Origin of the sequence: Rhizobium etli CFN 42 (assembly GCF_000092045.1) — a bacterium.
GTDB lineage: Bacteria > Pseudomonadota > Alphaproteobacteria > Rhizobiales > Rhizobiaceae > Rhizobium > Rhizobium etli.
This window is the reverse complement of the sequence record NC_007761.1, coordinates 2,876,657-2,901,650: the sequence shown is the minus strand read 5'-3', so window position 1 is coordinate 2,901,650 and position 24,994 is coordinate 2,876,657. Positions and strand designations below refer to the sequence as shown.

Genomic DNA, 24,994 nt, shown 5'->3' with positions numbered 1-24,994 from the left:
AGGACCATGAACGCACATCTTCAGCCCACGGGCTCTGCCTATTTCATCTCTCCGGAAACGACCGCAGTCGAGAGCCATACGCTTTCGGTTCTCGTAGACAACGAGCCCGGCGTCCTTGCCCGCGTCATCGGCCTGTTCTCCGGTCGCGGCTATAACATCGAAAGCCTCACCGTTTCGGAGACCGAGCATCAGGCGCATCTTTCCCGCATCACCATCGTCACCCGCGGCACGCCGCACGTGCTGGAGCAGATCAAGGCGCAGCTCGAACGCATCGTGCCCGTGCACCGCGTCGTCGACCTGACGGTTCGGGCCCGCGAACTTGGCCAGGACCGGCCGATCGAGCGCGAAGTGGCGCTGGTCAAGGTGATCGGCGAGGGCGAAACGCGCGCGGAGACGCTGCGCCTCGCCGATGCCTTCCACGCCAAAGTAGTGGACGCGACGATTGATCACTTCATCCTGGAGATAACAGGCAAGTCGTCGAAGATCGATCAGTTCATCGCGATCATGAAGCCACTCGGCCTCATCGAGGTCTGCCGTACGGGCATCGCTGCGATGAACCGCGGCGCGCAGGGGATGTGAGGCCCAAGCTCCATCCTTTCCTCGGCGTCATCCTTGACTGGCAAGGGACGGAGACGGCGCGGCAAGTCTCTTCTCTCCTCGGGGAGAACGTGCCGGCAGGCGGGTGAGGGGCCACGCGGAGCATCCTCTCCGCTTTGTCTGTTCCTCGCCAGCGCAACGTCGCGCCCCAATCTGGTCTGTGCTCGTATGGGGATCAGTTGAAAGACCGGCGTCACCGGCCCCCTCATCCGCCCTCCGGGCACCTTCTCCCGCTGGGGAGAAGGGGGAATCGCGAAGTCACGGCGTCTAGCCGGATAGGCGTGACGCAGTTCGAGCCGCTGGAGATCAAAGCATCTCCAGCGGCTTTTTCCTTACCGGCGGCGGGAAGGCGGCGTCGAGCGCCTGCCAATCCTCATCGGTGATGTCGAGCGAGACGCAGTCGCGGTTCTCAGCCACACGCTCGGCATTCGAGGTCTTCGGGATGACGATAACGCCGTCGCGTTCGAGCAGGAAGGCGAGCGCCAGCTGGGCGGGCGTCGCCTGGTACGCCTTCGCGATGCGGATCAGTTCGGGATGGTGGAGGATGTGTCCCTGCTCGATCGGCGAATAGGCGATGACGGGAATGCCGCGGTTCTGGCACCAGGGCAGGAGATCATATTCGATGCCACGGCGAGAGAGATTGTAGAGCACCTGGTTGGCGGCGACATTGGCGCCGTCGGGCACGCGAAGCAGTTCCTGCATGTCGTCGGTGTCGAAGTTGGAGACTCCCCAAGCGCCGATCTTGCCTGACGCTTTCAGCGTTTCGAAGGCGGCGACGGTCTCGGCCAGCTGATAGTTGCCGCGCCAGTGCAGGAGGTAGAGATCGATCCGGTCAGTGCCCAACCGGTCCAGGCTGCGCTCGCAGGCTTCGACCGTGCCTTTCAGGCTGGCATTCCAGGGATAGACCTTGCTGACGAGGAAGATCTCGTCGCGCCGTCCCCTGATCGCCTGGCCGACGATCTCCTCGGCGCCGCCGTCACCGTACATTTCGGCGGTGTCGATCAGCGTCATGCCGAGATCGATGCCCGTCTTGAGGCTCTCGATCTCCATCTTGGCATGGCCGGCGTCCTCGCCCATGGCCCAGGTTCCCTGGCCGAGCGCCGGCACTTCCGTGCCGTTCGGGAATTTGACGGAGGGGATGGGGTCGTCCTGCATGATGTTTTCCATTTTTCAGGAGGTTGGGCAGCGTTCTTATCTTTCAACCAATCCTGTCGCCATGACAATGATGCAATGGCGTCAACAGTTTAAGGCAGTTATGCTGACCTAAATAAGCTGGCCGCAAAAATGAGCTGGCTTTGGAGGTCGCATGCCGCTCGATACGTTCTTCGCCCTCGTTCTCTTCGCCTTTTCGACGTCAATCACGCCAGGGCCTAACAATATGATGCTTTTCGCTTCGGGCGTGAATTTCGGCTTCCGCAGAACGATCCCGCATATGTTCGGCATCGGCGCCGGTTTCTTTTCGCTGCTGATCGGCGTCGGCCTCGGGCTCGGGGCGCTGCTGCATACGATGCCACTGGTCTATGCAGTGCTCAAGTTCGCCGGCGGCGCCTATCTCGTCTGGATCGCCTGGAAGATTGCCTCCTCGCGTTCGCTCGGCGAAGGCAAGAGCAGTGCTGCGCCAATGTCCTTCTTCTCGGCGGCGGCCTTCCAGTGGGTCAACCCGAAAGCCTGGGTGATGGCGGTTACGGCAATGGCGACCTACACCGATCCCGAACTCTGTCTTGCCAGCGTGCTGATCGTCGGTCTGGCTTTCGCGGTGGTCAACGTGCCGAGCGTCTCCACCTGGGCGGGCTTCGGCTCGGCGCTCAGGGAATGGCTTTCCGACCCGGTGCGGCTGAAGTGGTTCAACATTACCATGGCAGTGCTCCTGGTAGCGAGCCTTTGGCCGATGCTAAAATAATGCGATCGACGGTTTCGTCAGCATCAGCCAGAAAATGCCGATGACGGCTGAGAAGGCCAGAAAGCCGAAAGCGAACCAGGCGCGGTAAAGGCTGAAATTGGCGGGCGGCAGGGCGCTTGCCGAGGCCGCTGCAGCGCGGGCGAGGTCACGCAGGCGAAGCTGGATCCAGACGATAGGCAGCCAGAAGACGCCGGTGAATACATAAAGCAGCAGCGACAGCGCAATCCAGCCTTCCGTCAGGTCCCAGCCGATCGATCGCGCCAGCAGATAACCGGTCACCGGCTGGAGAAGGGCGGCCGTCGCGGTAAAGACGGTGTCGGCGATGACGACGGTTTCGGCGACATGGGCGATCAGGGCGGGATCGCGCGTGGGATGCGCCATCACCATGAAGAAGGCGATGCCGGCGCCCGTGCCGAAGAGTACGGTCGCGCCGATCACATGGGCAAGCAGCAGCCATTGCGCGGGCATCAGCGTTCATCCAGGGTGGCAAGCGCCGTCAGCGTCAGCAGGATCGATGGCAGCACCTTGACGAGCGGACCGAGCGGATCGAGCCAGAGCGCGGGTTCGAGCATCGTCGCGCCGGCGAGATAGGCCAATGAGACGGCCAGCATTCCGAGAAGCGCGCGTTTGGCGAGCGGGCGGACAAGGACCGCGGCGCCAAGCGCAATGTCGATGAGGCAGGTCACAAGCGTCAGCGCCGTTGCCGCTGCCTCGGGCATGAAGGGCAGGAAGTGAGTGGAGGTCTTCTCCAGCGCCAGCAGCGGGATCAAGCCGGAGAGCAGCCAGAAGACCGACAATCCCGCTATGACGAGCGGCTTCAGCAGATAGAGCCGGGCGAACCAGAGATCCTGCACGCCGGAAGGATTGGCCGCGAGCGTTGCTGCTGCTGAAGTCGCGGCAAGGGCACTCTGAGCCTTGGCGCTTTTGATGCCTTCGGACATGACAGTCATCGCCGTAGAGCGGAGTGGCGAACGCCAGCCGAGTAGGCCGGCGAGATCGGCGAACCAAGTCACCGGCCGCGCAAGCCACGGGGCAAGCGAAACGACGCGGGCGGTCGGCAGGCCCAGCCATTGCCGGTGAAGGCGCACGAGCTCGGCAAGCGTCAGCACCTCGTCCGAGGCAAGAACGATATCCCCACGCAGTTGGCCGGCGACCGCCTGCGACACGGCTTCAGCCACATCGTCCACGGAAAGCGTTTCGACGGGGCTTTGCGCATGGGTGAGCGGCAGCGCCAAGGGAAAGGCGGCAAGCGCCCTGATGAGCGACGAGCCGCCGTGCGCATTGCGGCCGAGAACGAGGGCAGGGCGCAGGATGAGGTAGGGCAGGCCGCTCGCTGCCAGCGCCTCGTCAGCCCGCCGCTTGGTGGCGAGGAAGGGCAGATCGCCGGCCGCGCCCGCCGTCCTTGCTGATATCTGCACGATCAGACGGCGCGAGCGTTGTGCGGCGGCATAGAGCGCCAGCATCGCATCTGCCTGGGTCGCCGTCAGATCATCCGACAGACCATCCTGCAGCGCGCCGGCGCAATTGACGACGACATGCCGGTCTTTGAGCAGGTTCTCCCAGTCCTCAGGCTTTGTCATCCGCGAAAGGTCAGCCTGCGGCCAGTCGATCGCCGGCTGCTTGAGGCGCGCTCGCGCCGGATTGCGGCCGAGCCCGGTCACGGCATGGCCGTCCGCGACGAGCCGGGCCGCGACGACGGAGCCTATGAAGCCGGTTGCACCGAGAATCAGGATGTTCATGGCGGGAGATTAGCGGAAAAGTTTGATTGGGATAGAAGGGCTTGGCGGGGTTGTGGTGTATGATAGAAAGAAGGGAGACGGTTTTACCGACCTGCTTTGAATTAGGGCGAGAGGTTGCCACGACTCTGCTTCTCCCCGGCGGGGAGAAGATGCCGGCAGCCAGATGAGGGGGTGAGCGGCGAGCCGCGAATGCACGGAGCGCAAGCGAAGGGCAAATCATGAAGGGCGTGCCGTGCGGCCCCCTCATCCGACCCTTCGGGCCACCTTCTCCCCGCCGGGGAGAAGAGGAGGAGCGTGCCGCGCGCATTGAGGAAACAGGCGGCCGATCGCCGTTCCGGGAGGATATTGCCTTGCACGACGACCACAATGACGATCACGACCATCACCACGATCATGCCCACGACAACCATTACTCCGACATGCGGGCGCGCGTCAAAGCGCTGGAGACGCTGCTGACGGAGAAGGGTTTTGATCGATCCGGCGGCGATCGATGCGATTGTCGAGACCTACGAGACGAAGGTGGGGCCGAGGAACGGCGCGCATGTCGTGGCCAAAGCTTGGAGCGATCCTGATTTTGCCGACTGGCTGAGGCGCGATGCGACGGCGGCGATTGCGAGCCTTGGTTATACCGGCCGGCAGGGCGAGCATATGCGCGCCGTCTTCAACACGGCCGACACCCACAACCTCATCGTCTGCACGCTCTGCTCCTGTTATCCCTGGTCGGTGCTCGGCCTGCCGCCGGTCTGGTACAAGGCGCCGGCCTACCGTTCGCGTGCGGTCATCGACCCGCGCGGCGTGCTTGCCGAATTCGGGCTGGCGCTGCCGGCGGACAAGAAAATCCGCGTCTGGGATTCGACGGCGGAGCTGCGTTATCTCGTGATCCCCGAGCGGCCGGAAGGCACGGAAGGAATGGATGAGGCCGCACTTGCCGGTCTCGTCAGCCGAGACGCGATGATCGGCACCGCGGTTGCTGGCAGCCCGATCTCAGCTACCGGCAGCCAGGAGGCTCTGCCATGAACGGACCGCACGATCTCGGCGGACAGATGGGCTTCGGGCCTGTCGCGCCTGAAAAGGATGAGCCCTGTTTCCATGCCGACTGGGAGAAGCGGGCGCTCGGCATCACGCTTTCCTGCGGCGCTTTTGGTGCATGGACGATCGATGAAAGCCGGCATGCGCGCGAGAATATCCCGCCGGCCGATTATCTCGCTGCCAGCTACTACGAGATCTGGATCCGCGGCGTCGAGACGCTGCTTGCGCGGCACGGCTTTGCGACGCGCGAGGAGCTGCTGTCCGGCCACAAACTGCAGGATGGGGCTGCGCCGAAGCGGGTGCTGAAAGCGGAGATGGTGGCTGATGTACTGGCAAAGGGCGGGCCTTGCGTTCGTCCCGTCGAAACCGCGCCGCGCTTTAGTGTCGGTGAGGCGGTGAGGACGAGGAATCTCAATCCGCCGACCCATACGCGGCTGCCGCGTTATGCGCGCGCCAAGACGGGCGTCGTCGAAGCGGTGCAGGGCTCCTTCGTCTTTCCCGACGACAATGCGCATGGCCGAGGCGAGAATCCGCAATGGCTCTACACTGTCGTCTTCGACGGCGGCGAGATTTGGGGCGAGGGGGCGGATCCGTCGCTGACGGTCTCCATCGATGCGTGGGAGAGCTATCTTGAGCGTTTGTGAGATGCCCTCGGAGCTCAGCCGATCGCTCGGTCTGCCGAAATCTCCGGAAGGCGCGCCGGTCTTTCCCGAGCCTTGGGCGGCCGAAGCCTTCGCCATGACCGTGCATCTGCATGAGAACGGGCTATTTGCCTGGCGCGAATGGGCCGAGCTCCTGTCTCGGGAACTTCATAAGCCCGGCCGCGCCGAAGACGGCAGCGATTATTTCGACTGCTGGGTGGCGACGCTTTCCGAGTTGCTTGTCAGCCGCGGCATAGCGGATGCATCTGCCATTCTCGACCTGCAGAAGAGCTGGCAGCGGGCAGCCGAAGCCACGCCGCATGGGCAGCCGATCGAGCTCGCCAACGATCCGAACCGCTGACCCTCAAGAAGGAAACTGCCGATAGCATTCCTCGGCCACCCCACGTAGGGTCTCACGCGAGACTTCGCCGGTGACGGCGTAACCGAGTTCGCCGTCGACCCAGTAGAAGGTTTCGAGATTGCCCGACGAGGCGAAGCGGAAGCTCGTCGTGCGGTTTTCCCTGTTGCGGCCAACAATGACCGTCAGGCGTTCGCCGGCCTGGTTCTCGTACATGAACATGGCGCCCGGCCTGCCGTCGACCGGCAGCAGGCGGCCGCCGACCAGCTTGAAGCCGAGCGATTGCAGGTCAGGGATCTTCAAATTCTCGACTGCCAGCCGCTTTCCGAGCCAAGTGGCGAGATGCGCCTCCTCGTCGGCGAAGACCTCGACGGGGTGGCGCACCTCTGCGGCATAGACGGTGAAGGCGGTCTCCGCCTGTTTCGGCAGGGTCTCGGAGCCTGCAAGCTGCAGGTCCGGCTTTGGAAGGAGCGCGGGGCCATAATGGCCGCTGACCGCGCCGAGCGCGAAGACGAGCAGGGCCGCGCCGGCGGCCATCCAGCGCTTCGGCGCGGAGGAGGGCGCGCGTGGCGGGGTGACGAGCTGGGGATCGGTGTCCTTCGCCTTTTCATAGCCTGCAAACAGCGTCTTGATGCCGGTATTCTGCGCCTGCCATTCGGCGACCAACGCCGCTTCGTCGGGATTGTCAGCAAGGAAGGCCTCGACGCGGGCGCGGGCCGTTTCCGCCAGCTGGCCGTCGGCATAGGCGTGGAGATCGGCTTCGGTGACGATCGGGTTGGTCTCGTTCATTTCGGTCTCCGAAGCGTAATGACGTTATCGGCCTTCAGCCGCTCGGCGATGCGCTGGCGGGCGCGCGACAGCCGGGACATGACGGTGCCGATCGGAATCTCGAGCGCGGCGGCGACCTCGCTGTAGCTGTATCCCTCGATGACAACGAGCATCAGCACGGCGCGGTGTTCTTCCGAGAGACTGTTCAGCGCATTGTCGAGCCGGGCGCGCTCCAGCGGATCGGCCGGCGGTTCGGGAGCGGCCACGTCTTGTGCGGCGTCGAGCTCGACCAGGCCGTCGCGCGCCTTGCCGCGCCGGCCGTTGCGATAGAGATTGGTCATGATGGTCAGGACCCAGCCGCGCAGATTGAGGCCGCGCCATTGGCCGCGGCGCGTCAGGACCTTCTCGACACAGTCCTGGAGCAAGTCCTCGCCGTCGGCATCCGAGCGCGTCAGGCTGCGCGAATAGCGCCTGAGCGAGGGCAGGAGGGCCAGGATCTGGCCCTCGAACGTTTCGGGTGCGGGTGTCTTCACGCCAGCTCTCTTGGCATCAAGGTTTGGCGACATCCCAATTGCCGCCGACACCGTCGCCGGTGACGTCGCCAGCCTTCTTGTCCTTCACCCAGTAATAAAGCGGCATACCGTCCTTGGCCCATTGCTTCTTGCCATCCTTGCGCTCGATGATCGAATATGCACCATCGGCCTTGGCATCGGAAGCGGCCATCAGCGGCGGCCAGTTCTTGGCACAATCGCCGTTGCAGTTGGAAACGCCCTTGGCGTCTTTTTTGAAGGTGTAGAGGGTCATGCCGTTTTCGCCGGCGAGCACCTTGCCCTTGGCGGATTCGACTTCCTTGACGGGAGGGGCGGCGAAAGCAGCGGTCGCGGCAAGGGCGGCTGCCGCCGCGACGGACAGGAATTTCACGGATGTCATGATGTCTCTCCTCAGGTTGGGCACGCAATGCTGCGATACCTCAGATGAGACACGCGACGAGGCAATTTTATTCCGGCTGAGCGAAAGTTTTTCCCGGAAAATGGCGGGTTGCGGTGAGGCGCACCGATCAGCCCTCATGTGAGGAGGCTCGGGGGCCGTCTCGAAACACGAGGGCGGGTGGCCGGCTCGATTACTTGCCGGATGCAGATATTGCTGGGGCCAGCGCGGGCGGCCAGCCCGTCCTCGAGCCCTCGGGGCAGCTCAGAATGAGGCTGGAGAGAGGCCGCGTGAGAGCACGATACAAGCGGGGATACGATCTGCTCGGCGAAGGTGGATGTCTTCGCTGTCATCGCAGTCATTTACATCAAATCGATTTGCGGATAACATATATCCTTAATTTGGTTCGCAGAACCAGCCATTACGAGTTGCCGAATGATCCTGAAAAGCCAGGTCGAGTGGGCGCTGCATTGCTGCGCCATTCTCGCGGGCCTGCCCGAGGGCAGGTATCTCTCCACCAAGGCGCTCGCCGAGCTTCATGGTCTGCCGAAGGAATATCTCTCCAAGGCGCTGCAAAGCCTTTCACAAGCTTCGCTCGTCGATACCACGCTCGGCCCGAGCGGCGGCTACAGGCTTGCGAGATCCCCGTCCGAGATCAACTTCCTTGATATTGTCGAGGCGGTGGAGGGAAAGGCGCGCAGCTTCACCTGCACGAATATCCGGGAGAACAATCCGTGCCGGCCGGCAGGCTATTGCGACAGCAAGCCTTGCGCGGTTGCGCGCGTCATGTGGGAAGCCGACGAGGCTTGGCGAAATACGCTGAGAGCCGTCCGGCTCTCCGATCTCGTCGGCACCTTGTCCGAGGAGGTGCCGGCCGACATCTGGCAAGGCACGTTCCAATGGGTCCTCCAGCGCGCCGGCTGATCATGCCCTGAAGATGGTTCTGATGGTTTTCAGGATGGCGTGCGCGTTGCTGGCCTGTTCCGGCGGCAGGGCGGCGCCGTCGCGGAAGCGTTCGGCGCGGCCGGCGAGGGCTTCGGCGATTTCTTCGGCCAAAGCGGGGCGTTCGGTGAGCAGCGGCGCGAAGGCCTTCTGGTCGATTTCATAGACCGTCACCGGGGTCAGAGCCTCCAGGGTGCAGACTTCCTGCATACCGGCGAGCAGGCCGGTCTCGCCGAAGAAATCGCCCGGCGCAAACCGCCCGCGCTCTTCGCCTTGGCGCCGGGCCACGATGATGCCGGCGCGCACCATTATAAGGGAGGGCAGCATCTCGCTCTCCCGCACGATCACATCGCCTTTGCGGAACTGCCGGACAGTCGTGGTCTCGGCGAGCTTCTGCCTCTCATCTGATGTCAGTGTTGCAAAGACGGGAATGGCTTCGATCAGCGCAAGCGGCGTGACGGTCGGCGGCTTGGCGTTTTCTTCCGTCGGCAGATCGGCGGTCAGCACCTGGGCTGCGGGTGGAACGGCCAAAAGCAAGCCGGCGGATTTGCAATGGCGATAGACGAGATCGAGCACCTCATTTCGCGCTGTCACGCGCTGACTGGGGCTCGTCACCCGAAACTGCAGCTCGACTTCGAGCGCGGTGGCGTCCAACCCCTTCAATGAAACGACCGGCGGCGGCTCGCGCACGATCGAATTGCAGCTCGTGAGCGCCGAGAGCATGACCTGGCGGATCGATGCCGGCATCCGGGTCGGAGCGATGCGGATGGTGAGGATCAGCAGATGGGTCTCGTCCGGCCGGCTGACATTGGTCAGGCCGAGTTTCGCCAGGAGGCTGTTGGGCAGGACGACGACATTATTGGCGCCGGTCAGGATGTGCGTCGCGCGCCAGTTGCTTTCGACGACGCGCCCTTCCGTGCCGTCGCTCAAGAGTATCCAGTCGCCGATAACATAGGGCCGGCCGAGCGTCAGCGCGATGCCGGAAAAGACGTCGGCGAGCGTGTTCTGCAGCGCCAAACCCAGAATGATGGCGACCACGCCTGATGTCGCGACGAGGGTTCCGATCGGCACGCCGAAGACGAAGGCGAGGATCGAGAGCGCTATGCCGATATAGACGATGCCGATGACGAGATCCTGGAGCAGGCGGGCCTCACGCGGGCTTCCCTCCAGCACCAGATAGAGCCTGATGAAACCAATGACGGCCCATGCCAGGTGGATCCACCAGAGCGACTTGGCGACGATAACGAGCAAGGCCTGCGGGTCTTCGGACTGATATCCCAGAAAGCGATGGGGCTCGATGCCGCTGCCGACGAGGATCAGCGTCATCACCGCGAAGAAGAGGATCTGCACCACCAGCCGCGTCGTCGGCCGCTGACTGGAGAGGAAATACCAGACGAGGATGCCGGCAAAGCCGACGACGATGAGGGATATCAGCGGCTTGCCGAACAGCGCGTCGTAGATCATCTCTCTGTCTCCGGAAGGTGCGGGCGGCACATGATTTAGGATGTCGGCCACCCGCGCAAGCATCGACGTGCGCGGGCGATCAAGGACCGACCATCAGTTCTGCAGCGGGAAGGTCAGCTCTTTCTGCTTGGTGTCGACGACGAAGACGGCGAGCAGGCGGGCGGGCTTGGTCTTGCTGCCGTTCGCGCTGACGCCATGGCGGTCACCCGGCATTTCCGAGAAGCTCTCTCCGGCCTGATAGACCTTGATCGGGCCTTCATTGACCTGGCTGCGGATCGATCCTTCGAGCACGGTGGCGTAGATGAAGGCCGAGTCCGGGTGGGTATGGCCTTCAGAGAAGCCCCCGGGACCGTATTCGACCAGCACGCCCTTGATGCTCTTGCCGGGTACGTTCGGCAGCTCGTGCTCATAGACGAGCGTCACCTTGGCAGACTTGCTGCTGTCTCGGGCGGAAGCTCCGGTGGCTGCCAGAAAGGCGAGCGCGGCGGCGATGATTGATGCTCTGATCATGGCAATCTCCTTTGTTGCTGGGGTGGAGAGGACGCGCCCGAGTGGCCGCGTCCTGAGGCAAACCAATCACTTCGACTCGGCTGATTTGGCAAACCACTCTTCGAAGGTGATCGAACCGAGCCGCGGATTGTCGTCGGAGACGAGCGACTGATCGTTCAGCCTTGCGCCGAAATATCGCGCCTCGGCGTCGGCCTCGACGGTGCGCGGGTCATTCATCGCCTTTAGATAGCGGGCGACGAGGTCGCTGAGGCGAGCGCGTTCGGGACCCGATATCTCGATCGTCTTGTTGGCCGGGGCGGAGAGCGCCACGTCGGCCATGGCGTCGGCGACGTCATCGGAGGCGATCGGCTGCACATAGGCTGGCGACAGGCGGACCGTCAGGCCGACCGTGCCGGATTGAGCGATGCCATTCAGGAATTCCATGAACTGGGTCGAATGTACGATGGTGTAGGGAATACCGGAGGCCCTGATCAGCTTTTCCTGGGCGAGCTTCCCGCGGAAATAGCCGCTTTCCTGCAGGCGCTCGGTGCCGACGACCGAAAGCGCGATATGGTGCTTGACGCCGGCTGCCTTTTCGGCGGCGAGAAGATTGCGTCCCGAGGTCTCGAAGAATTCGAGCACCGCCTTGTCCTCGAAGGAAGGTGAATTGGCAAGGTCGAGCACGACCTGGGCGCCCGCAAGCGCCTCCGCCAGCCCTTCTCCGGTGATCGTGTTCACGCCTGAGTTCGGCGAGGCGGCAATCACCTCATGGCCGCGCTTGCGCAGGCGTTCGACCGTTTTCGAACCGATGAGGCCGGTTCCGCCGATGACAATGATTTTCATAATAGGTCTCCGTTCGCTCCCGGGGGTGCGGCAGCGTCAAAGTTGGATCTTCTCAATAAATTGTGAGGGTTAGTTCAGGCCAGCCTTGTCGAGGCCGTATGCCTTGTCGGCGGTGCCGGGCATGGTCTTGAAGCCGACATTGACGCGGTTCCAGGCATTGATAGCCATGACGACGAAGGTCAGGTCGGAGATTTCCTTTTCGGAAAGCTGGCCCCGAACCCGCTCGTAGATCTCGTCGGGAACGCCGCCTTCGGGAAGCTTGGTCAGCGCTTCGGTCCAGGCGAGGGCCGCACGCTCGCGGGGAATGAACAAGTTCGATTCCCGCCAGATGGCGACGTGATACAGCCTGAGTTCGCTCTCGCCATGGATCTTTGCCTGCTTCACATGCATGTCGAGGCAAAAGCCGCATCCGTTGATCTGCGAGGCGCGGATCTCGACGAGCGCCTGCAGCTTTTCGTCGATGACGCTGCTCTTCAGCGCCATGCTGAATTCCATGAATTTCTTGAAAAGCTCGGGGGACTGCTGGGCGTAGCTCAATCGCTGGGGCATGTCATTCTCCTCTAATTAAGGACAATTAATATCCTTATGGATAAAAGATATCCTTAATTACTGGACTGTAAAGCCATTCTCGCTTAGTCTGGCGGCATAAAGCCTATGCGCAAAAGTATGAGGGCGCTGTCATGGATATCGTTTCGGCATTACGGACCTTCCAGCGCGTGGTAGAGACGGGGTCCTTCTCGGCGGCGGCGCACGATCTCGACGTGACGCAGCCAGCGGTCTCACGCCAGGTTGCAGCCCTCGAAGGCCACTTCAACACCCGACTTCTGCATCGCACGACGAGCGGCCTGTCGCTGACGGCGGAGGGAGAGCGGATGCTGCCGATGGCGCTCCGGATCCTCGAAGCGGTGGAGGAGCTCGGCGATGCCGCCGGTTGCGAGGGCGCCATGGCTTCCGGCAAGGTCAGGCTCAGCGTTCCCGCGCCGCTCGGCCTCTATCTCAGCGAGCGGCTCGGCGATCTTCTCGCCGGCCATCCGAAACTCTCAGTCGAGCTGCTCTTCAGAGAGGAGGGCTCTGATATGATCGAGGAACGACTGGACCTCGAAGTGCGCATTGGCCCGGTCGCCGACAGCAGCCTCGTCTGCCGGCGGATCGGCTGGACGACAGCCTTCCTCGTCGCGTCTCCCGCTTACCTCGAGCGAAGGGCTCCTCCGCGCGTACCGAAGGACATCAAAGATCATGAATGTCTCTGTTACAACAGGGCGGGCGAGGCCAATACCTGGTCCTTTTCGAACGGTTCGGAGGACATTTCGGTCAGGATCTCGCCGCGGCTTACCGCCTGCAACGCCGTCGCCATCCACAGGGCAGCCCTTGCCGGGGCTGGCCTTGCGGTGCTCTCCCACATCATCGCCAAACCCGATATCGCCGTCGGCCGGCTGATCCCGGTGATGAAGGATTTTCAGCCGAGCCGGCTGCCGGTCACCGTCGTCTATCCCTCGCGACGCAACATGCCGCTGCGCGTCAAGACGGTTCTGGATTTTCTGATCGATGCGATGGGGCAGGACCCGTCGATGTGCGCAGGCGGCGTGGACCGGGGCTGGGACAGGTGAGTGCAAGGATCTGCCGCCAACGGCCACTCAGTATAAGTTTCCGCCTTGCCTAAAAGCGGCGAATCCTGCCAAGTCGTCTGATCATGCAATTTGCGCCGCAACAAGACGAAGCCCTGAAGGCTGTTTCGAAATGGCTGAACGAAGGGCGCTCGCCGCTCTTTCGCCTGTTCGGCTATGCCGGAACGGGCAAGACAACGCTTGCCCGGCATTTTGCCGAGAATGTCGACGGCGACGTGCTGTTTGCCGCCTTTACCGGCAAAGCCGCCCAGGTGCTGCGCTCGCGCGGCGCCTCCAACGCCAAGACCATCCATTCGTTGATCTATCGCCCGCGCGGCGAGGAAGCGGTGGAGGACGAAGAGACCGGCAAGACCTCGATTGCGCCGATGTTTTCGATCAACCGGCAGAGCCCGGTCGCCAAAGCCGCGCTGATCATCGTCGACGAATGCTCGATGGTGGACGAGGCCCTCGGCAAGGATCTGATGAGCTTCGGAACGCCCATCCTGGTGCTTGGCGATCCCGGCCAGCTGCCGCCGGTTAGCGGCGGCGGTTACTTCACCAATCAGGAACCGGATTACCTCCTCACCGATATTCACCGCCAGGCGCGCGACAATCCGATCATCAAGCTCGCCATGCAGGTGCGCGAGGGCAACGAGGTGATGTATGGCGATTACGGAACGGCGAAGGTTATTCCGAAGAGCGAGGTGACGCAGCAGCTGGTGCTGGGTGCCGACCAGGTGCTCGTCGGCACCAACAGGACGCGGCGGCGCTATAATCAGCGCCTGCGCGAATTGAAGGGTTTCAGCGCCGATTATCCGCAGACCGGCGACAAGCTCGTCTGTCTTCGGAACGATCCGGCCAAGGGCCTGCTCAACGGCTCGCTGTGGCAGGTGATGACCTCGTCCAAGGAAACGACGAAGCCCGGCATCAATCTCCTCGTCCGCCCGGAGGATGACGACATGGATCGCGGGGCGGCGAAGATCAAGCTGCTCAAGCAGGCCTTCGAGGATGTTGACGGTGAGATCCCCTGGAACACCCGCAAGCGTTACGACGAGTTCGACTATGGTTATGCCCTGACCGTCCACAAGGCGCAGGGCTCGCAATGGAACGACGTCGTGCTCTTCGACGAGAGCTGGGCCTTTCGCGACACGCGGGAACGCTGGCTCTACACCGCGATCACACGCGCGGCGGAGACGCTGACGATCGTGCGCTGATCCCGATCGCGTCGCGATTCCGATCAAGATTGGGAAGGGGCGGTGGCGACGATCTGGGCGTTGTCCGTGCGTCAAGCCTGCACGATGCCGAGCAGGACGGCCTTGGCGATCGCCTGAAAACGGTTGTTGGCGCGGAATTTCAGGATGATTCCAGCTTCGAGATCCCTGGTTTCGTCATGCTTCAGGTCGAGCGCCCGAGCGATGCGCTGGGTGGAATAGCCCTCTGCCATCAATTCCAGGCAACGCAGTTCCTGCACAGTCAGGCTTGAACTGTCCTGATTGTCATTGAGCGGCTGCGTCTCGATGCCGTCGTCGAAATCCAGGAGGTCGCCGACCTGCTGGAGCTGGCGGTGCAGCGTCGACATTTCGGCCGTCAGCTCGCGCTTGCGGACCTGCAAGGCCTCGCGAAACATCGCCTCGGCCGATTCCTGCGAATCGGCTTTGCGAAGCTCGTCCATCAATTCCTGGATAACCGCGATCGGCATGCCCGTCTCGCGGCAGACGGTGATGACAGCCATGCGCATCACGTCGTCCTGGCCATAGACCCGCATCAGGCCGATGCGATTGGCCGAGATCAATCCCTTTTCTTCGTAGAAATGCAGTGTCCTGTGCGTAACGCCGAATGCGTTGGCCATATCGGCGATAGGCACCGGACCTTCCGGTAGATCCGGCGGCAGCGCGGCCGAAGGCAGGAACCGGTATTTTGACCGGGCCTCCGAAGCGATACCGGCGGCAGCAAACAGGCGTTTGGAACCGTCTGGCATGAACCCTCCTAGGGCATCTTGTTGCACCTCATGCGGATTTGCCAGTTGCTTCCCGGTCGCGGCGAGTGGGGTTTCCTCTGAGCATCTTACATGGAGAAAGAAGCAGTACGCGGCTTACGTTTACGCGACACAATGTCCACGTTATGCGTGAACGATCTTTTTTATAAGTGCTAAAAATAATCTCTTTTAAATAGGATAGCAACGCGACGGGGCGCTTTGCAGGCTTTGCGCGAAGGTTCAAGCAAAACACGCGCTGCGCCCGCCGCATCTTCGCAGCCGGGGGAACTGCTATTCCTGGTACATTCCTCCCTGTTGTAATGCCGATTCATCAATGATCGGCGTTGCACTCATTTGCGAATCTCGTTGGCCATCGCCGGGCACTTGGCTTAAAAGCGTGGCCTCCCATTTCCGAGACCAATGGATAATCCGCCATGCCAGCCAAGCTCTCCGTGAACCTCAACGCCATCGCCATGCTGCGCAACCGGCGCGATCTGCCCTGGCCGAGCGTCGAAACCCTCGGGCGCATAGCCCTTGCATCAGGCGCCAGCGGCTTGACGGTGCATCCGCGCCCCGACCAGCGCCATATAAGATTTTCCGACTTACCCGTCATCCGCAACCTGATCGACGACGAATTCCCGAAGGCCGAGTTCAACATTGAAGGTTATCCCACAGAGGAATTCCTCGAACTCTGCGCCGGCGCTGCACCCGAGCAGGTGACGCTGGTGCCCGACGATCCGTCGCAGGCGACCTCCGATCACGGCTGGGACTTCCGCAAACACCAGGCGTTCCTCACCGATGTCGTCGCGCGGCTGAAGAAGATGGGATGCCGGGTCTCGCTTTTTGCCGACGGCGACGGCGATGCGGAAGCGGTCAAGATCGCCAAGGTGGTCGGCGCCGACCGGATTGAACTCTATACCGGCCCCTACGGCGGCTGTTACGACGCGCCCGAGCGGGCGGCTCCCATCCTCGAAGCGCTGGGAAAGACTGCAGACGCGGCGCTGGCGATCGGTCTTGACGTCAATGCCGGGCATGATCTGACCGTCGCAAACCTGCCTGATCTGGTGAAGCGCATTCCCGATCTTGCCGAAGTTTCTATCGGCCATGGGCTGACCGCCGATGCGCTGGAATATGGCATGGCGGAAACGGTGCGGCGGTTTTGCAGGGCTTGTGGGCAGAAGGTTTGAGGAAGGTCGTTGCCCTTAGCGCCTCGCGGGGGATCGAGTGACGACGTTCTGGCGGTGAGACGCACGGTGCATATTGAGTCTGCCGCGCCCAAGGACTTGGGCGCACTGGATTCCTGTGCTTGTCACAGGAATCCAGCCACGGCGCGTCTGCCCCGCGAGTGACTCATTTGCGGCAATGAGATTTCTCATTCAAAGCCTTATCCCTGCGGCAAGCGCAGGGATAAGCGAAGTGCTCAATGGCCCCCAGCGCTGCCAGCGGCCGTCAATGCAGCCTTATGCGCCACGAAGAAATCCTTCAGCGGCTGCGGCTGTTTACCCGTCAGCTTGGTGAAGTCTTCGGTCACGACTTCGAATTTGCCGGCGCGGATGTTCGCGTCGGCGGAGACCAGCATGTCGGCGATGAAGCCGGGGAGGCCGGCGCCGCGGATGCCCTGGCCGAGCTGTTCGTCATTGACGTCGACCACGTCGAGCGGCTTGCCGGCGGCCTCGGAGACGGTGGCGGCGACCTGCCGGTTGGTCAGCAGTTCAGTGCCAGTCAGCGTATAGGTGGCGCTTTCGGAAGTGCCGGAGGCGAGGGCGGCTGCGATCGCCAGGGCGCAGTCGTCGCGCGCAATGGTCGAGATCTTGCCGTCGCCCGTGGCGCTGTACCATTTGCCGCCCTGCAGGTTGTGCGGCATCCCATGCAAGTAATTGTCGTGGTACCAGGCGTTGCGGATGATCGTGTAGGCGATGCCGCTTGTCTTGACAGCGTTTTCGCTGCCGAGGTGATCGGGCGCGAAGATGACGAGCGAATCGTCCGGGGCTGGCATCGAGGTATAGGCGATGTGCTTGACGCCTGCCTTGACGGCAGCAGCGACGGCGGCCTTGTGCTGGGTGAGGCGCTTGCCGGGAGTATCGAGCGCGTCGGTGCTGATGATCAGCAGCCGGTCGACGCCGGCGAAGGCCTTCTCCAGGCTGGCCGCATCATCGAAATCAGCCTTGCGGGTGACGACGCCCTTGTTTGCCAGCTCAGCGAGCTTTTCCGGGCTACGCGTCGCCGCGACAATCCTGGCGGGGGCGACCTTATAGGTCTCGATGAGATGGTGGATGACACGCTGGCCGAGCTGTCCGGCGGCGCCGGTGACCAGGATGGTTTCGCTCATACGTCATTTCCTTCTGCGTTTGATGGTGGTCTCAAAAAGAGACTAACACTAGAATAGGAATTGACTTCGCGGTGTAAAGGAGGCAGTTTTTCGGCTGTACGTTACCAAAAGGGAACCAGCGGATGAGCGGCAAGGTCATCAGTCTGAAGAACAGGGTGTCGGGTATGCGGCGCGAGATCGATCTCGCCGGTCTCGATTTTTCCAACTGCCCGGTCAGGGACATGATGCAGCAGATCGGCGGCAAGTGGTCGACGCTGCTGCTGGAGGTGCTGGCGGCCGAGCCCCGCCGCTTCGGCGAGCTCAGGCGGATGCTTCCGGATATTTCGCAGCGCATGCTGACGCAGACGCTGCGTGATCTGCAGAGGGATGGTTATATTGCCCGCGAGGTCTTCCCGACCAAGCCGCCGAGCGTCGAATATTCGATGACCGAGCTCGGCCGTTCGCTCTACCAGCCGCTGTCGCAGCTTTTGAACTGGGCGGAAGCGAACCATGACGCGGTGCGCGCCGCCCGCTCCCGTTTTGATTCCGCCGATGGTTAGGCTTCGTTGCCACGCCCTTCCGTCAGGAACAGCATGAAGGCGAGTGCCGGAAAGGCGAAGCCGATCCAGGCGGTCATCGTCCAGCCGCCGGTCGCATAGGCCCAGCCGCCGAGTGCCGAGCCGATCGCACCGCCGGTAAAGAAGGTGGCCATGAAGAGGCCGTTCAGTCGGCTGCGATGTTCCGGGTTCAGCCCATAGATGGCGCGCTGGCCGCAGACAAGATTGGTGGTCACGCCGAAATCGAGCATGATCGCGGCCCCCGTCAGCAAGATCAGGGCGGTGAGCGAGCCGTCGGCGGCGAAATGGCTGATCAGGAAGGAGGCCATGCCGAGCAGCATGGCGATGGTCGAGGCGATTTTCGTCATGCCCCGATCGGCGAGCCGGCCGGCGATCGGCGAGGCGACGGCGCCGGCCGCACCCGCAAGGGCGAAGAGGGCGATGCCGTTCTGCGTCAGGCCGAATGCCGGGCTTGCGAGCAGCAGCGGCGTCGTCGTCCAGAACAGGCTGAAGGCGCCGAACATGCCGGCCTGGTAAAGGGCGCGGCGCTGCAGCACGCGCGAGGTCAGCGCCAGATGCGCCATAGACCCCAGCAGTTCGCCATAGCCGAGCTTCGTTTTCGGCACGCGAACCGGCAGGTTGGCGCGGAGTACGATGGCGAGCACGAGCATCAGCGCTGCCGTGACGTAATAGACCATGTGCCAGGAGGAGGCCTCGGCGACGAAGCTCGCGAAGGGCCGCGCCAGCATGATACCGCAGAGCAGGCCACTCATGACATTGCCGACGACCTGGCCGCGCGTCGCATCCGGCGCCATGTTGGCAGCAAAGGGCACGAGCACCTGAACGGCGACGGAGGCGAGGCCGATAGAGAGTGAGGCGGTGAGGAACATCGCGGGTGTCGTCGATACTGCGGCGCCAATCAGCGCCACGGCGGAGACGGCGATCAGCAGCAGCACCAGCCGGCGGTTTTCCGTCAGGTCGCCGAGCGGCACGATCAGAAGCAGGCCGAGGCCATAACCGATCTGCGTCAGCGTGACGATCAGGCCGGTTGCGGCAGGGGAGAAGCCGAGATCGGCGCTGATCGGGCCGGCGAGCGGCTGGCCGTAATAGAGATTGGCGGCCACCAGCCCGCAGGCGGCGGCGAAAAGGAAGGTGAGCCAAGGGGACAGCGCTCGTGACATGGCCTTATCCGGCGTGGTGGCTGAAATGCTCATCAGAAACTCCGGTATTCAAAGATTGTGAGAATTGAATGCAAGAATGCTGGCTGCAGCCACCCGATCCTTGACCGGATGCCGCTATTTCGATCGTTGGGCGTACCCGTTCAGGTCACGAGCTTCATCGCCGCTTCGGCTGCGGCAAACATCTCCTGCCTGCTGCGTCCTGTTTTGCCGATGACGCGCAAGCCCTTGGTCAGGCAGAGAAAGGCGAGGGCGGCGGCATCAGGGTCCACCGTCTTCGGGATGGTGTGGTCGGCCTGGCCGATGCGGATGAGATCGGCCATCAGCTTCTCGTCGGCGGCAAAAGCAGTGACGACATGGGCGGCCGTTTCATCGTCGAGCAGGGCGAAGTCATTGGCGCCGCCGACGACGAGACAGCCTTTGCGGCCGGCCTCGCCATGCGAGAGCTCCGTATAATACATCACCATCTGAAAGACCTTTTCGCGGCCTGTTTCCGCTGACGCGATCATTGCTTCCAGGCGCCGCCGGCCGAGCTTGCGATAGCGGGCAAAGGCGGCAACGAAGATGCCGCGCTTGTCCTTGAACGCCTTGTAGATGCTGCCCGAGGCAAGGCCCATCGCCTCGGTCAGCTCGCTGATCGAGGTGGCGTGGTATCCACGCTCGGAAAAGACCAGCAGGGCCGCATCGAGCGCTGCGTCCATATCGAATTCGCGCGGACGGCCACGGCTACGGGTTTTTTGATCTGATGTGAGGTCGGTAGCGGTCATGGTCCGTAATTAGGGAATGACCGTTTCCAAATCAAGCGAAATCTTCGCGATGCAGCAAATTCAGAGATCGAGTATCCAGGTTTGACCATTCGCCTCGGGGCCGAACATTTTATGTCTCTCCTCGGAGACAAGGCGGAAGCCAGCCTTGATGTAGATGCCACGGGCCGTCTCCAGCATATCGTTGGTCCAGAGCGAAAGCTGGCGATAGCCCTTCTGTCTGGCAAAGCGGATGCATTCGTCGACCAACAGTTTGCCAAGCCCGAGGCCGCGGGCTGATTTGTCGACATAGAGCAGGCGCAGTTTGGCAATGCCGTCGCCGCTATTGGTGACGAGGATCGAGCCGACATTGACGCCGCCGCGCTCGGCGATCCAGCAATATTCCTTCTCAGGATCGAAATTGGCGAGGAACTTTCCGGCGACTTCGGCGACCAGAGCCTCGAAGCGCAGGTCCCAGCCATATTCCTCAGTGTAGAAGCGGCTCTGGCTCTCGACGATCCAGCCCATATCGCCAGCGCGATGGGCGCGGATGATCGCCGGCGCGCGCTTCGCCGCCGGGTCAAGCAAAGCGCGGATCGTATTCATCGCCGAGACGACTGCCTGCGGCTCGCCGGCTGCGAGCGTGTCGAAACGGGTGGCGATCTGCGCGTTGGCGCGTCGTCCGAGTTCCTCGAACTCTTCTCGTCCCTGGTCGGTGACATTGATGATCTGGCTGCGCAGATCGGCCGGGTCGGGGCTAGTCTCGATCAGTCCTTCGGCGCGGAAACGCTTGAGGATGCGGCTGAGATAGGCCGGGTCGAGATGCAGATCGCGAGCGAGTGCGGTGGCACTGACGCCCGCATGCGAGCCGATTTCGAAGAGGATACGTGCATCCGTCAGCGTATACGGCGAGTCGAGATAGGCCTTGTTCAGGAGGCCGAGGAAGTTCGTGTAGAAGCGGTTGAAGTCGCGGGCAGTTTCGATGAGGACGATGTCAGACATGGTGATCTCCAGGTGGAGATCTCCGCAAGATTGCTGACGAGGCCTGGTCCTCGCTCGCCATCATCCTCGGCCTCGTGCCGAGGATCTGCTGCCATATCGGCTGGAAGCAGATGCTCGGGACAAGCCCGAGCATGACGAAAGAAGGTTGGCCGACTGTGTCAACAAACTGACAAAAGTCTCCGCATGAAGACCTTGTCATGCATTTAATTGACTGAGTCAACTAAATTGCAGCCTGCATCAAGCAGCGTGCTCTTCCACTTCTTCCTCTGCGCCAAGGGCGAATTCGACCGCAGCCCGGGCATGAATTGCCGTCGCGTCGAAGCCGGGCAGCGGCAGGCGGTCGGGGTCGAGGATGAGGCAGATCTCGGTGCAGCCGAGGATGATGCTGTCGGCGCCGCGCTCCGCGGCGCGGTCGATGATGTCGATCAGCTTTTCTCGCGAGCTGTCGCGCACCCTGCCGGCGCAAAGCTCGTTGAAGATGATGTCGTGCACGGTGGTGCGATCGGCAGCGTCGGGCACGATGATGTCGAGGCCGAGGCCTTTCATACGTTCGGCGTAGAAGCCGTGCTCCATCGTGTAGCGGGTGGCGAGCAGCAGCGGGCGCTTGCGGCCGGCGGCATGCAGCGATTTCGCCGTCTCGTCGATGATGTGGATCAGTGGCACGGAAATCCTTGCCGCGACCTGCTCGGCGATCAGGTGCATGGTGTTGGTGCAGATGAGGACGCAGCCGGCGCCGCCAGCCTGAAGGCGTTCGGCCACATCGCCGAGGCGGCGGGCGGCGTCAGCCCAGTCGCCGGCCTTCTGAAGAGCGACGATCTCTTCGAAATTGACCGAGTGCAAGATGAGCTCGGCTGAGGCGAGGCCGCCCTTGCGGGCGCGCACCATCTCGTTGATCAGGCGATAATAGACCGCCGAACTTTCGAAACTCATGCCACCGATCAGGCCAATCGTTTCCATCTCTTTACGCTCCCATGCTTCGAGTTTCGAAGATGATGACGCAATGTGGGCGCGCAATGTTTGCGTTGTTTGTTCCAATGCCGAACTATGTGGTATTTCTTTGCGCGATTTCATAAAATCGCGCAAATGAAACGCGCAAGGTACGCCTCACACAATGCTTGACGATCGCGACAGACGGATTCTCGACACGCTGCAAAGGGATGCTGGCATCTCCGTGACCGATCTTGCCGAGCGCGTGGCGCTTTCCGTCTCGGCCTGCTCACGGCGCATTCAGCGGCTCGAGGAAAGCGGCCATATCGCCCGGCGCATCGTCGTGCTCGACCGCGAAAGGATGGGCGTGCCGACGACGGTCTTTGCGCTGGTCAAGACGGCGCACCATTCCGATGAGTGGACGGAAAACTTCCGCCGGATCATCGGTGGCATCCCCGAGATCGTCGAGGCGCACCGGTTGACCGGCAACCACGATTACATCCTGAAGATCGTGCTGCCGCGCGTCGAACACTACGACGTGATCTACAAGCAAATCGTGCGCAAGCTGGAACTCTTCGACGTCTCGGCTTCGATCTCGATGGAAGAGTTGAAGCATGGAATGACGATACCCGTGGGTTACGTCCGATGAAAAGTCTGTGCCGAGGTTGGCAGTATGAACGCCGGAGATATTTGTAGCTTTTTCATGTCGGGGAAAATTTCTCTGGTCCGGGCGTCCGACACGATTGCACGCGGAGCCGATAATCTCCAGCGGCGGCCATAGCGATTCATTTGTCCCGGTATGGAACGTTTTTCGACATAATGCGTTCACCTTTGGTTCAGGAGGAGGGGAGGATATTCCTCCAGTTGGAGGATAGAGGAGAACAGTCATGAGAACCCTGACCGTCGCCGCGTTATGCTTGATCATAGGTGCCCCTGGCATCACGCCCGCTCAGGCGTTTCCGGCTATGAACCCACCCAAGATCGAGACACAGCAGCAGCAGATAGAGCAAGTACGATGGCGTGGCCGAGGCGGACATCATCGACGAGATAACTGGGGCTGGGCCTTAGGGGGTCTAGCCGTCGGCACCATCATTGGCAGCGCATTGTCACAGCCCTATTACGGCTCGCCCTACCGCTATTACGGGTCGCCTTACGGCTATTACGACCCGCCCTACCGCTATTACGGCTCGCCTTACCGCTATTACGGCTCGCCTTACCGGTACTATGGCCCGCCCTACCGCCACTATGGCCGGTATTATGCCCCGCCCTATCGGAACTATGCATCGACCGTCTATTACGGGCGGGGCGGCACTCATGTGAGCTGGTGCTACGCGCGTTATCGTTCGTATAGGGCTTTCGACAATACCTTCCAGCCCTATTATGGACCCCGTCGCCAGTGCATCAGTCCCTATTGATCCGCACTTGCGCATCGGCGCCGTGAACTGGTTCCAGGCCGACCAATGTGATGATCCGCTCGGACGGCCTGTTTGTATCGAACATCGGCAGAGGCCCAGTCTGGCTGCCGGCGCAGTTTTGCGCGACAAGCTCTGTTGACTGCGATCGGTGCAGGGGAGGCATTCCAAAACAGCAGTTGCAACCTTTGCGCCGAGGCCCACATTGGCTTTCAGCGAAAATGGCGCAGAAGGGGCAGGGCATGAGCGATCATCGCGTCGTCGTTGTCGGCGGCGGTTTCGGCGGGCTGCAGCTCGTCAACGGGTTAAAGGGCGCAGGCGTGAAGATTGCGCTCGTTGACCGGCGCAACCATCATCTCTTTCAGCCGCTGCTTTATCAGGTGGCGACGACCATTCTCTCCACATCGGAAATCGCCTGGCCGATCCGCCGTCTCTATGCCGACCGGCCTGATGTGACGGTGCTGCTCGGCGAGGTCACCGATGTCGACAGCGGCGCGAAGACGGTATCCCTACGCAACGGCATGACTCTTGGATACGACACACTGGTGCTGGCGACCGGCGCGACTCATGCCTATTTCGGCCATGACGAATGGGAGCCGGTGGCGCCCGGCCTGAAGACGCTGGAGGATGCGACGACGATCCGCCGGCGGGTGCTGCTCGCCTTTGAGAAGGCAGAGATGGAGGCTGATCCGGCCATACGCGACGCGCTGCTGACCTTCACCATCGTCGGCGCCGGGCCGACCGGGGTCGAGCTTGCCGGCATCATCGCCGAGCTCGCGCATTTCACGCTGCCGGACGAATTCCGCAACATCGATACGCGCAAGACCCGCGTCGTGCTGGTCGAGGCTGGCCCGCGGGTGCTGCCGACCTTCGCCGAGGAGCTTTCGGCCTATGCCCAAAAGGCGCTGGAGAAACTCGGGGTCGAGGTCCTCCTCGGCAAGCCGGTGACGGAGTGCGCCGCCGACGGCGTACAGATCGGCGAGACCTTCATCCCGAGCCGGACGATCGTCTGGGCCGCCGGCGTCACCGCCTCGCCGGCCGCCCGCTGGCTAAACGTGCCGGCCGACCGGGCAGGGCGCGTCGTCGTCGAAAAGGACCTGAGCGCGCCCGGCCTGCCGGATGTCTTCGTTATCGGCGACACCGCCTCCGTGATGCGCGACAATGGCAAGCCGGTGCCGGGTATCGCACCCGCCGCCAAGCAGCAGGGCGCTTATGTCGCCAAGGTCATCCGCGCGCGTCTTTCGGGCAAGCCGGCGCCGGCGCCCTTCAAATACCGGCACCAGGGCAGTCTGGCGACGATCGGCAAGAGTGCGGCAATCATCGATTTCGGCCAGATCAAGCTGAAAGGCTGGATCGCCTGGTGGATCTGGGGCATTGCCCATATCTACTTCCTGATCGGCACCCGCTCACGCTTCTCCGTCGCCTGGAGTTGGCTGTGGATTTATCTGAGCGGCCAGCACAGCGCCCGGCTGATCACGCAGCGGGAGACGATGCGGGAGGAGGGGTAGTCTGCTGCGTTGCCTCTCCGGCCTCAATCCTGAGGTGCCCCGAAGGGGCGTCGAAGGACGAGGCCGCCGTCGCTTCACCCAGC

28 protein-coding genes and 1 pseudogene are annotated in these 24,994 nt (G+C 62.4%); 13 read left to right on the top strand and 16 right to left on the bottom strand.

Translation table 11 applies throughout. The features are described 5' to 3' along the window. Positions 1 to 6 precede the first annotated feature (6 nt). The gene (gene ilvN, locus RHE_RS14265) at positions 7 to 579 is read left to right on the top strand and encodes an acetolactate synthase small subunit (protein WP_011426035.1); all 573 of its coding nucleotides are present in this window, start codon (positions 7 to 9) and stop codon (positions 577 to 579) included. Positions 580 to 903: 324 nt separating this feature from the next. Here ilvN and RHE_RS14260 read toward each other — a convergent pair whose 3' ends face one another. Further along, on the bottom strand, positions 904 to 1,752 hold the full coding sequence (locus tag RHE_RS14260) for an aldo/keto reductase (RefSeq protein ID WP_042119277.1): 849 nt from the start codon (positions 1,750 to 1,752) through the stop codon (positions 904 to 906). Between the two features lie 151 nt (positions 1,753 to 1,903). On the opposite strand from RHE_RS14260, the gene RHE_RS14255 reads away from it, so the two are divergent. Further along, on the top strand, positions 1,904 to 2,497 hold the full coding sequence (locus RHE_RS14255) for a LysE family translocator (RefSeq protein WP_011426033.1): 594 nt from the start codon (positions 1,904 to 1,906) through the stop codon (positions 2,495 to 2,497). On the opposite strand, the gene RHE_RS14250 is transcribed toward RHE_RS14255, so the two are convergent. Together RHE_RS14250 and RHE_RS14245 are read right to left on the bottom strand one after the other, a co-directional pair. Next, positions 2,489 to 2,965: a DUF2269 family protein gene (locus tag RHE_RS14250; protein WP_011426032.1), complete on the bottom strand. Its 477-nt coding sequence runs from the start codon at positions 2,963 to 2,965 to the stop codon at positions 2,489 to 2,491. The two genes, RHE_RS14255 and RHE_RS14250, sit on opposite strands and share 9 nt — an antisense overlap. After that, positions 2,965 to 4,236: an SDR family oxidoreductase gene (locus RHE_RS14245; RefSeq protein WP_011426031.1), complete on the bottom strand. Its 1,272-nt coding sequence runs from the start codon at positions 4,234 to 4,236 to the stop codon at positions 2,965 to 2,967. Before RHE_RS14245 ends, RHE_RS14250 begins: the two co-directional genes overlap by 1 nt. A gap of 419 nt (positions 4,237 to 4,655) precedes the next feature. Here RHE_RS14245 and nthA point away from each other — a divergent pair. From nthA to RHE_RS14230, 3 genes and pseudogenes are all read left to right on the top strand, one after another. Then, positions 4,656 to 5,253 (top strand): annotated as a pseudogene (nthA, locus tag RHE_RS14240) (nitrile hydratase subunit alpha). After that, on the top strand, positions 5,250 to 5,909 hold the full coding sequence (gene nthB / locus RHE_RS14235; protein ID WP_011426028.1) for a nitrile hydratase subunit beta: 660 nt from the start codon (positions 5,250 to 5,252) through the stop codon (positions 5,907 to 5,909). The pseudogene nthA and the gene nthB overlap by 4 nt, the downstream one beginning before the upstream one ends. Continuing rightward, positions 5,896 to 6,267 carry a nitrile hydratase accessory protein gene (locus RHE_RS14230; RefSeq protein WP_041678702.1) on the top strand — a complete coding sequence of 124 codons (372 nt, stop codon included), beginning with the start codon at positions 5,896 to 5,898 and terminating at the stop codon, positions 6,265 to 6,267. Before nthB ends, RHE_RS14230 begins: the two co-directional genes overlap by 14 nt. A 3-nt stretch (positions 6,268 to 6,270) precedes the next feature. On the opposite strand, the gene RHE_RS14225 is transcribed toward RHE_RS14230, so the two are convergent. From RHE_RS14225 to RHE_RS14215, 3 genes are read right to left on the bottom strand one after another with little or no spacing between them, the layout of a single operon-like run. Continuing rightward, positions 6,271 to 7,053 (bottom strand): anti-sigma factor family protein, encoded by a 783-nt coding sequence (locus RHE_RS14225; protein ID WP_011426026.1) that lies wholly within the window; start codon positions 7,051 to 7,053, stop codon positions 6,271 to 6,273. Further along, positions 7,050 to 7,565 carry an RNA polymerase sigma factor gene (locus RHE_RS14220; RefSeq protein ID WP_042119275.1) on the bottom strand — a complete coding sequence of 172 codons (516 nt, stop codon included), beginning with the start codon at positions 7,563 to 7,565 and terminating at the stop codon, positions 7,050 to 7,052. The genes RHE_RS14225 and RHE_RS14220 overlap by 4 nt, the downstream gene beginning before the upstream one ends. Before the next feature lie 16 nt (positions 7,566 to 7,581). Continuing rightward, positions 7,582 to 7,962, bottom strand: coding sequence for a COG4315 family predicted lipoprotein (locus RHE_RS14215; RefSeq protein ID WP_011426024.1), 381 nt, complete (start codon positions 7,960 to 7,962; stop codon positions 7,582 to 7,584). Positions 7,963 to 8,394: 432 nt separating this feature from the next. Between RHE_RS14215 and RHE_RS14210 the strand changes: the two genes are divergently transcribed. Then, positions 8,395 to 8,883 (top strand): RrF2 family transcriptional regulator, encoded by a 489-nt coding sequence (locus tag RHE_RS14210; RefSeq protein WP_011426023.1) that lies wholly within the window; start codon positions 8,395 to 8,397, stop codon positions 8,881 to 8,883. Here the strand turns inward: RHE_RS14210 and RHE_RS14205 are convergent, their stop codons facing one another. From RHE_RS14205 to RHE_RS14190, 4 genes are all read right to left on the bottom strand, one after another. Further along, the gene (locus RHE_RS14205; RefSeq protein ID WP_011426022.1) at positions 8,884 to 10,365 is read right to left on the bottom strand and encodes a cyclic nucleotide-binding domain-containing protein; all 1,482 of its coding nucleotides are present in this window, start codon (positions 10,363 to 10,365) and stop codon (positions 8,884 to 8,886) included. Positions 10,366 to 10,458: 93 nt separating this feature from the next. Next, positions 10,459 to 10,875: a cupin domain-containing protein gene (locus tag RHE_RS14200; protein WP_011426021.1), complete on the bottom strand. Its 417-nt coding sequence runs from the start codon at positions 10,873 to 10,875 to the stop codon at positions 10,459 to 10,461. 66 nt (positions 10,876 to 10,941) lie between these two features. Further along, positions 10,942 to 11,697: an SDR family oxidoreductase gene (locus RHE_RS14195; RefSeq protein ID WP_011426020.1), complete on the bottom strand. Its 756-nt coding sequence runs from the start codon at positions 11,695 to 11,697 to the stop codon at positions 10,942 to 10,944. Positions 11,698 to 11,766: 69 nt separating this feature from the next. Further along, positions 11,767 to 12,246: a carboxymuconolactone decarboxylase family protein gene (locus tag RHE_RS14190; protein ID WP_011426019.1), complete on the bottom strand. Its 480-nt coding sequence runs from the start codon at positions 12,244 to 12,246 to the stop codon at positions 11,767 to 11,769. A 131-nt stretch (positions 12,247 to 12,377) separates the two neighbouring features. On the opposite strand from RHE_RS14190, the gene RHE_RS14185 reads away from it, so the two are divergent. Together RHE_RS14185 and RHE_RS14180 are read left to right on the top strand one after the other, a co-directional pair. Further along, positions 12,378 to 13,304: a LysR family transcriptional regulator gene (locus tag RHE_RS14185; RefSeq protein WP_042118741.1), complete on the top strand. Its 927-nt coding sequence runs from the start codon at positions 12,378 to 12,380 to the stop codon at positions 13,302 to 13,304. An 83-nt stretch (positions 13,305 to 13,387) separates the two neighbouring features. Further along, positions 13,388 to 14,515 carry an ATP-dependent DNA helicase gene (locus RHE_RS14180; protein WP_011426017.1) on the top strand — a complete coding sequence of 376 codons (1,128 nt, stop codon included), beginning with the start codon at positions 13,388 to 13,390 and terminating at the stop codon, positions 14,513 to 14,515. A gap of 71 nt (positions 14,516 to 14,586) precedes the next feature. On the opposite strand, the gene RHE_RS14175 is transcribed toward RHE_RS14180, so the two are convergent. Further along, entirely contained in the window at positions 14,587 to 15,279 is a 693-nt protein-coding gene (locus RHE_RS14175; protein WP_011426016.1) for a MerR family transcriptional regulator, read from the bottom strand. Between the two features lie 431 nt (positions 15,280 to 15,710). On the opposite strand from RHE_RS14175, the gene RHE_RS14170 reads away from it, so the two are divergent. Further along, the gene (locus tag RHE_RS14170; protein WP_011426015.1) at positions 15,711 to 16,463 is read left to right on the top strand and encodes a pyridoxine 5'-phosphate synthase; all 753 of its coding nucleotides are present in this window, start codon (positions 15,711 to 15,713) and stop codon (positions 16,461 to 16,463) included. Between the two features lie 233 nt (positions 16,464 to 16,696). On the opposite strand, the gene RHE_RS14165 is transcribed toward RHE_RS14170, so the two are convergent. Then, positions 16,697 to 17,605: an SDR family oxidoreductase gene (locus RHE_RS14165; protein WP_011426014.1), complete on the bottom strand. Its 909-nt coding sequence runs from the start codon at positions 17,603 to 17,605 to the stop codon at positions 16,697 to 16,699. A 122-nt stretch (positions 17,606 to 17,727) separates the two neighbouring features. Between RHE_RS14165 and RHE_RS14160 the strand changes: the two genes are divergently transcribed. Beyond that, a complete protein-coding gene (locus tag RHE_RS14160; protein WP_011426013.1) occupies positions 17,728 to 18,144 on the top strand; it encodes a winged helix-turn-helix transcriptional regulator in 417 nt (138 codons plus the stop codon). Here the strand turns inward: RHE_RS14160 and RHE_RS14155 are convergent. From RHE_RS14155 to RHE_RS14140, 4 genes are all read right to left on the bottom strand, one after another. Continuing rightward, positions 18,141 to 19,355 (bottom strand): MFS transporter, encoded by a 1,215-nt coding sequence (locus tag RHE_RS14155; protein WP_011426012.1) that lies wholly within the window; start codon positions 19,353 to 19,355, stop codon positions 18,141 to 18,143. The genes RHE_RS14160 and RHE_RS14155 overlap by 4 nt on opposite strands. 107 nt (positions 19,356 to 19,462) lie before the next feature. After that, the gene (locus RHE_RS14150; protein WP_011426011.1) at positions 19,463 to 20,086 is read right to left on the bottom strand and encodes a TetR/AcrR family transcriptional regulator; all 624 of its coding nucleotides are present in this window, start codon (positions 20,084 to 20,086) and stop codon (positions 19,463 to 19,465) included. A gap of 60 nt (positions 20,087 to 20,146) precedes the next feature. Beyond that, positions 20,147 to 21,064 (bottom strand): bifunctional helix-turn-helix transcriptional regulator/GNAT family N-acetyltransferase, encoded by a 918-nt coding sequence (locus tag RHE_RS14145; RefSeq protein ID WP_011426010.1) that lies wholly within the window; start codon positions 21,062 to 21,064, stop codon positions 20,147 to 20,149. A gap of 237 nt (positions 21,065 to 21,301) precedes the next feature. Then, the gene (locus RHE_RS14140; RefSeq protein ID WP_011426009.1) at positions 21,302 to 22,021 is read right to left on the bottom strand and encodes an aspartate/glutamate racemase family protein; all 720 of its coding nucleotides are present in this window, start codon (positions 22,019 to 22,021) and stop codon (positions 21,302 to 21,304) included. Positions 22,022 to 22,175: 154 nt separating this feature from the next. Here RHE_RS14140 and RHE_RS14135 point away from each other — a divergent pair, with 154 nt between their 5' ends. The 3 genes from RHE_RS14135 (at position 22,176) to RHE_RS14130 (ending at position 24,911) form a co-directional block, all read left to right on the top strand. Beyond that, the gene (locus RHE_RS14135) at positions 22,176 to 22,640 is read left to right on the top strand and encodes an Lrp/AsnC family transcriptional regulator (RefSeq protein WP_011426008.1); all 465 of its coding nucleotides are present in this window, start codon (positions 22,176 to 22,178) and stop codon (positions 22,638 to 22,640) included. Between the two features lie 238 nt (positions 22,641 to 22,878). Beyond that, a complete protein-coding gene (locus tag RHE_RS31740; protein WP_011426007.1) occupies positions 22,879 to 23,406 on the top strand; it encodes a BA14K family protein in 528 nt (175 codons plus the stop codon). 239 nt (positions 23,407 to 23,645) lie between these two features. Beyond that, positions 23,646 to 24,911, top strand: coding sequence for an NAD(P)/FAD-dependent oxidoreductase (locus tag RHE_RS14130; RefSeq protein ID WP_011426006.1), 1,266 nt, complete (start codon positions 23,646 to 23,648; stop codon positions 24,909 to 24,911). Positions 24,912 to 24,994 lie beyond the last annotated feature (83 nt).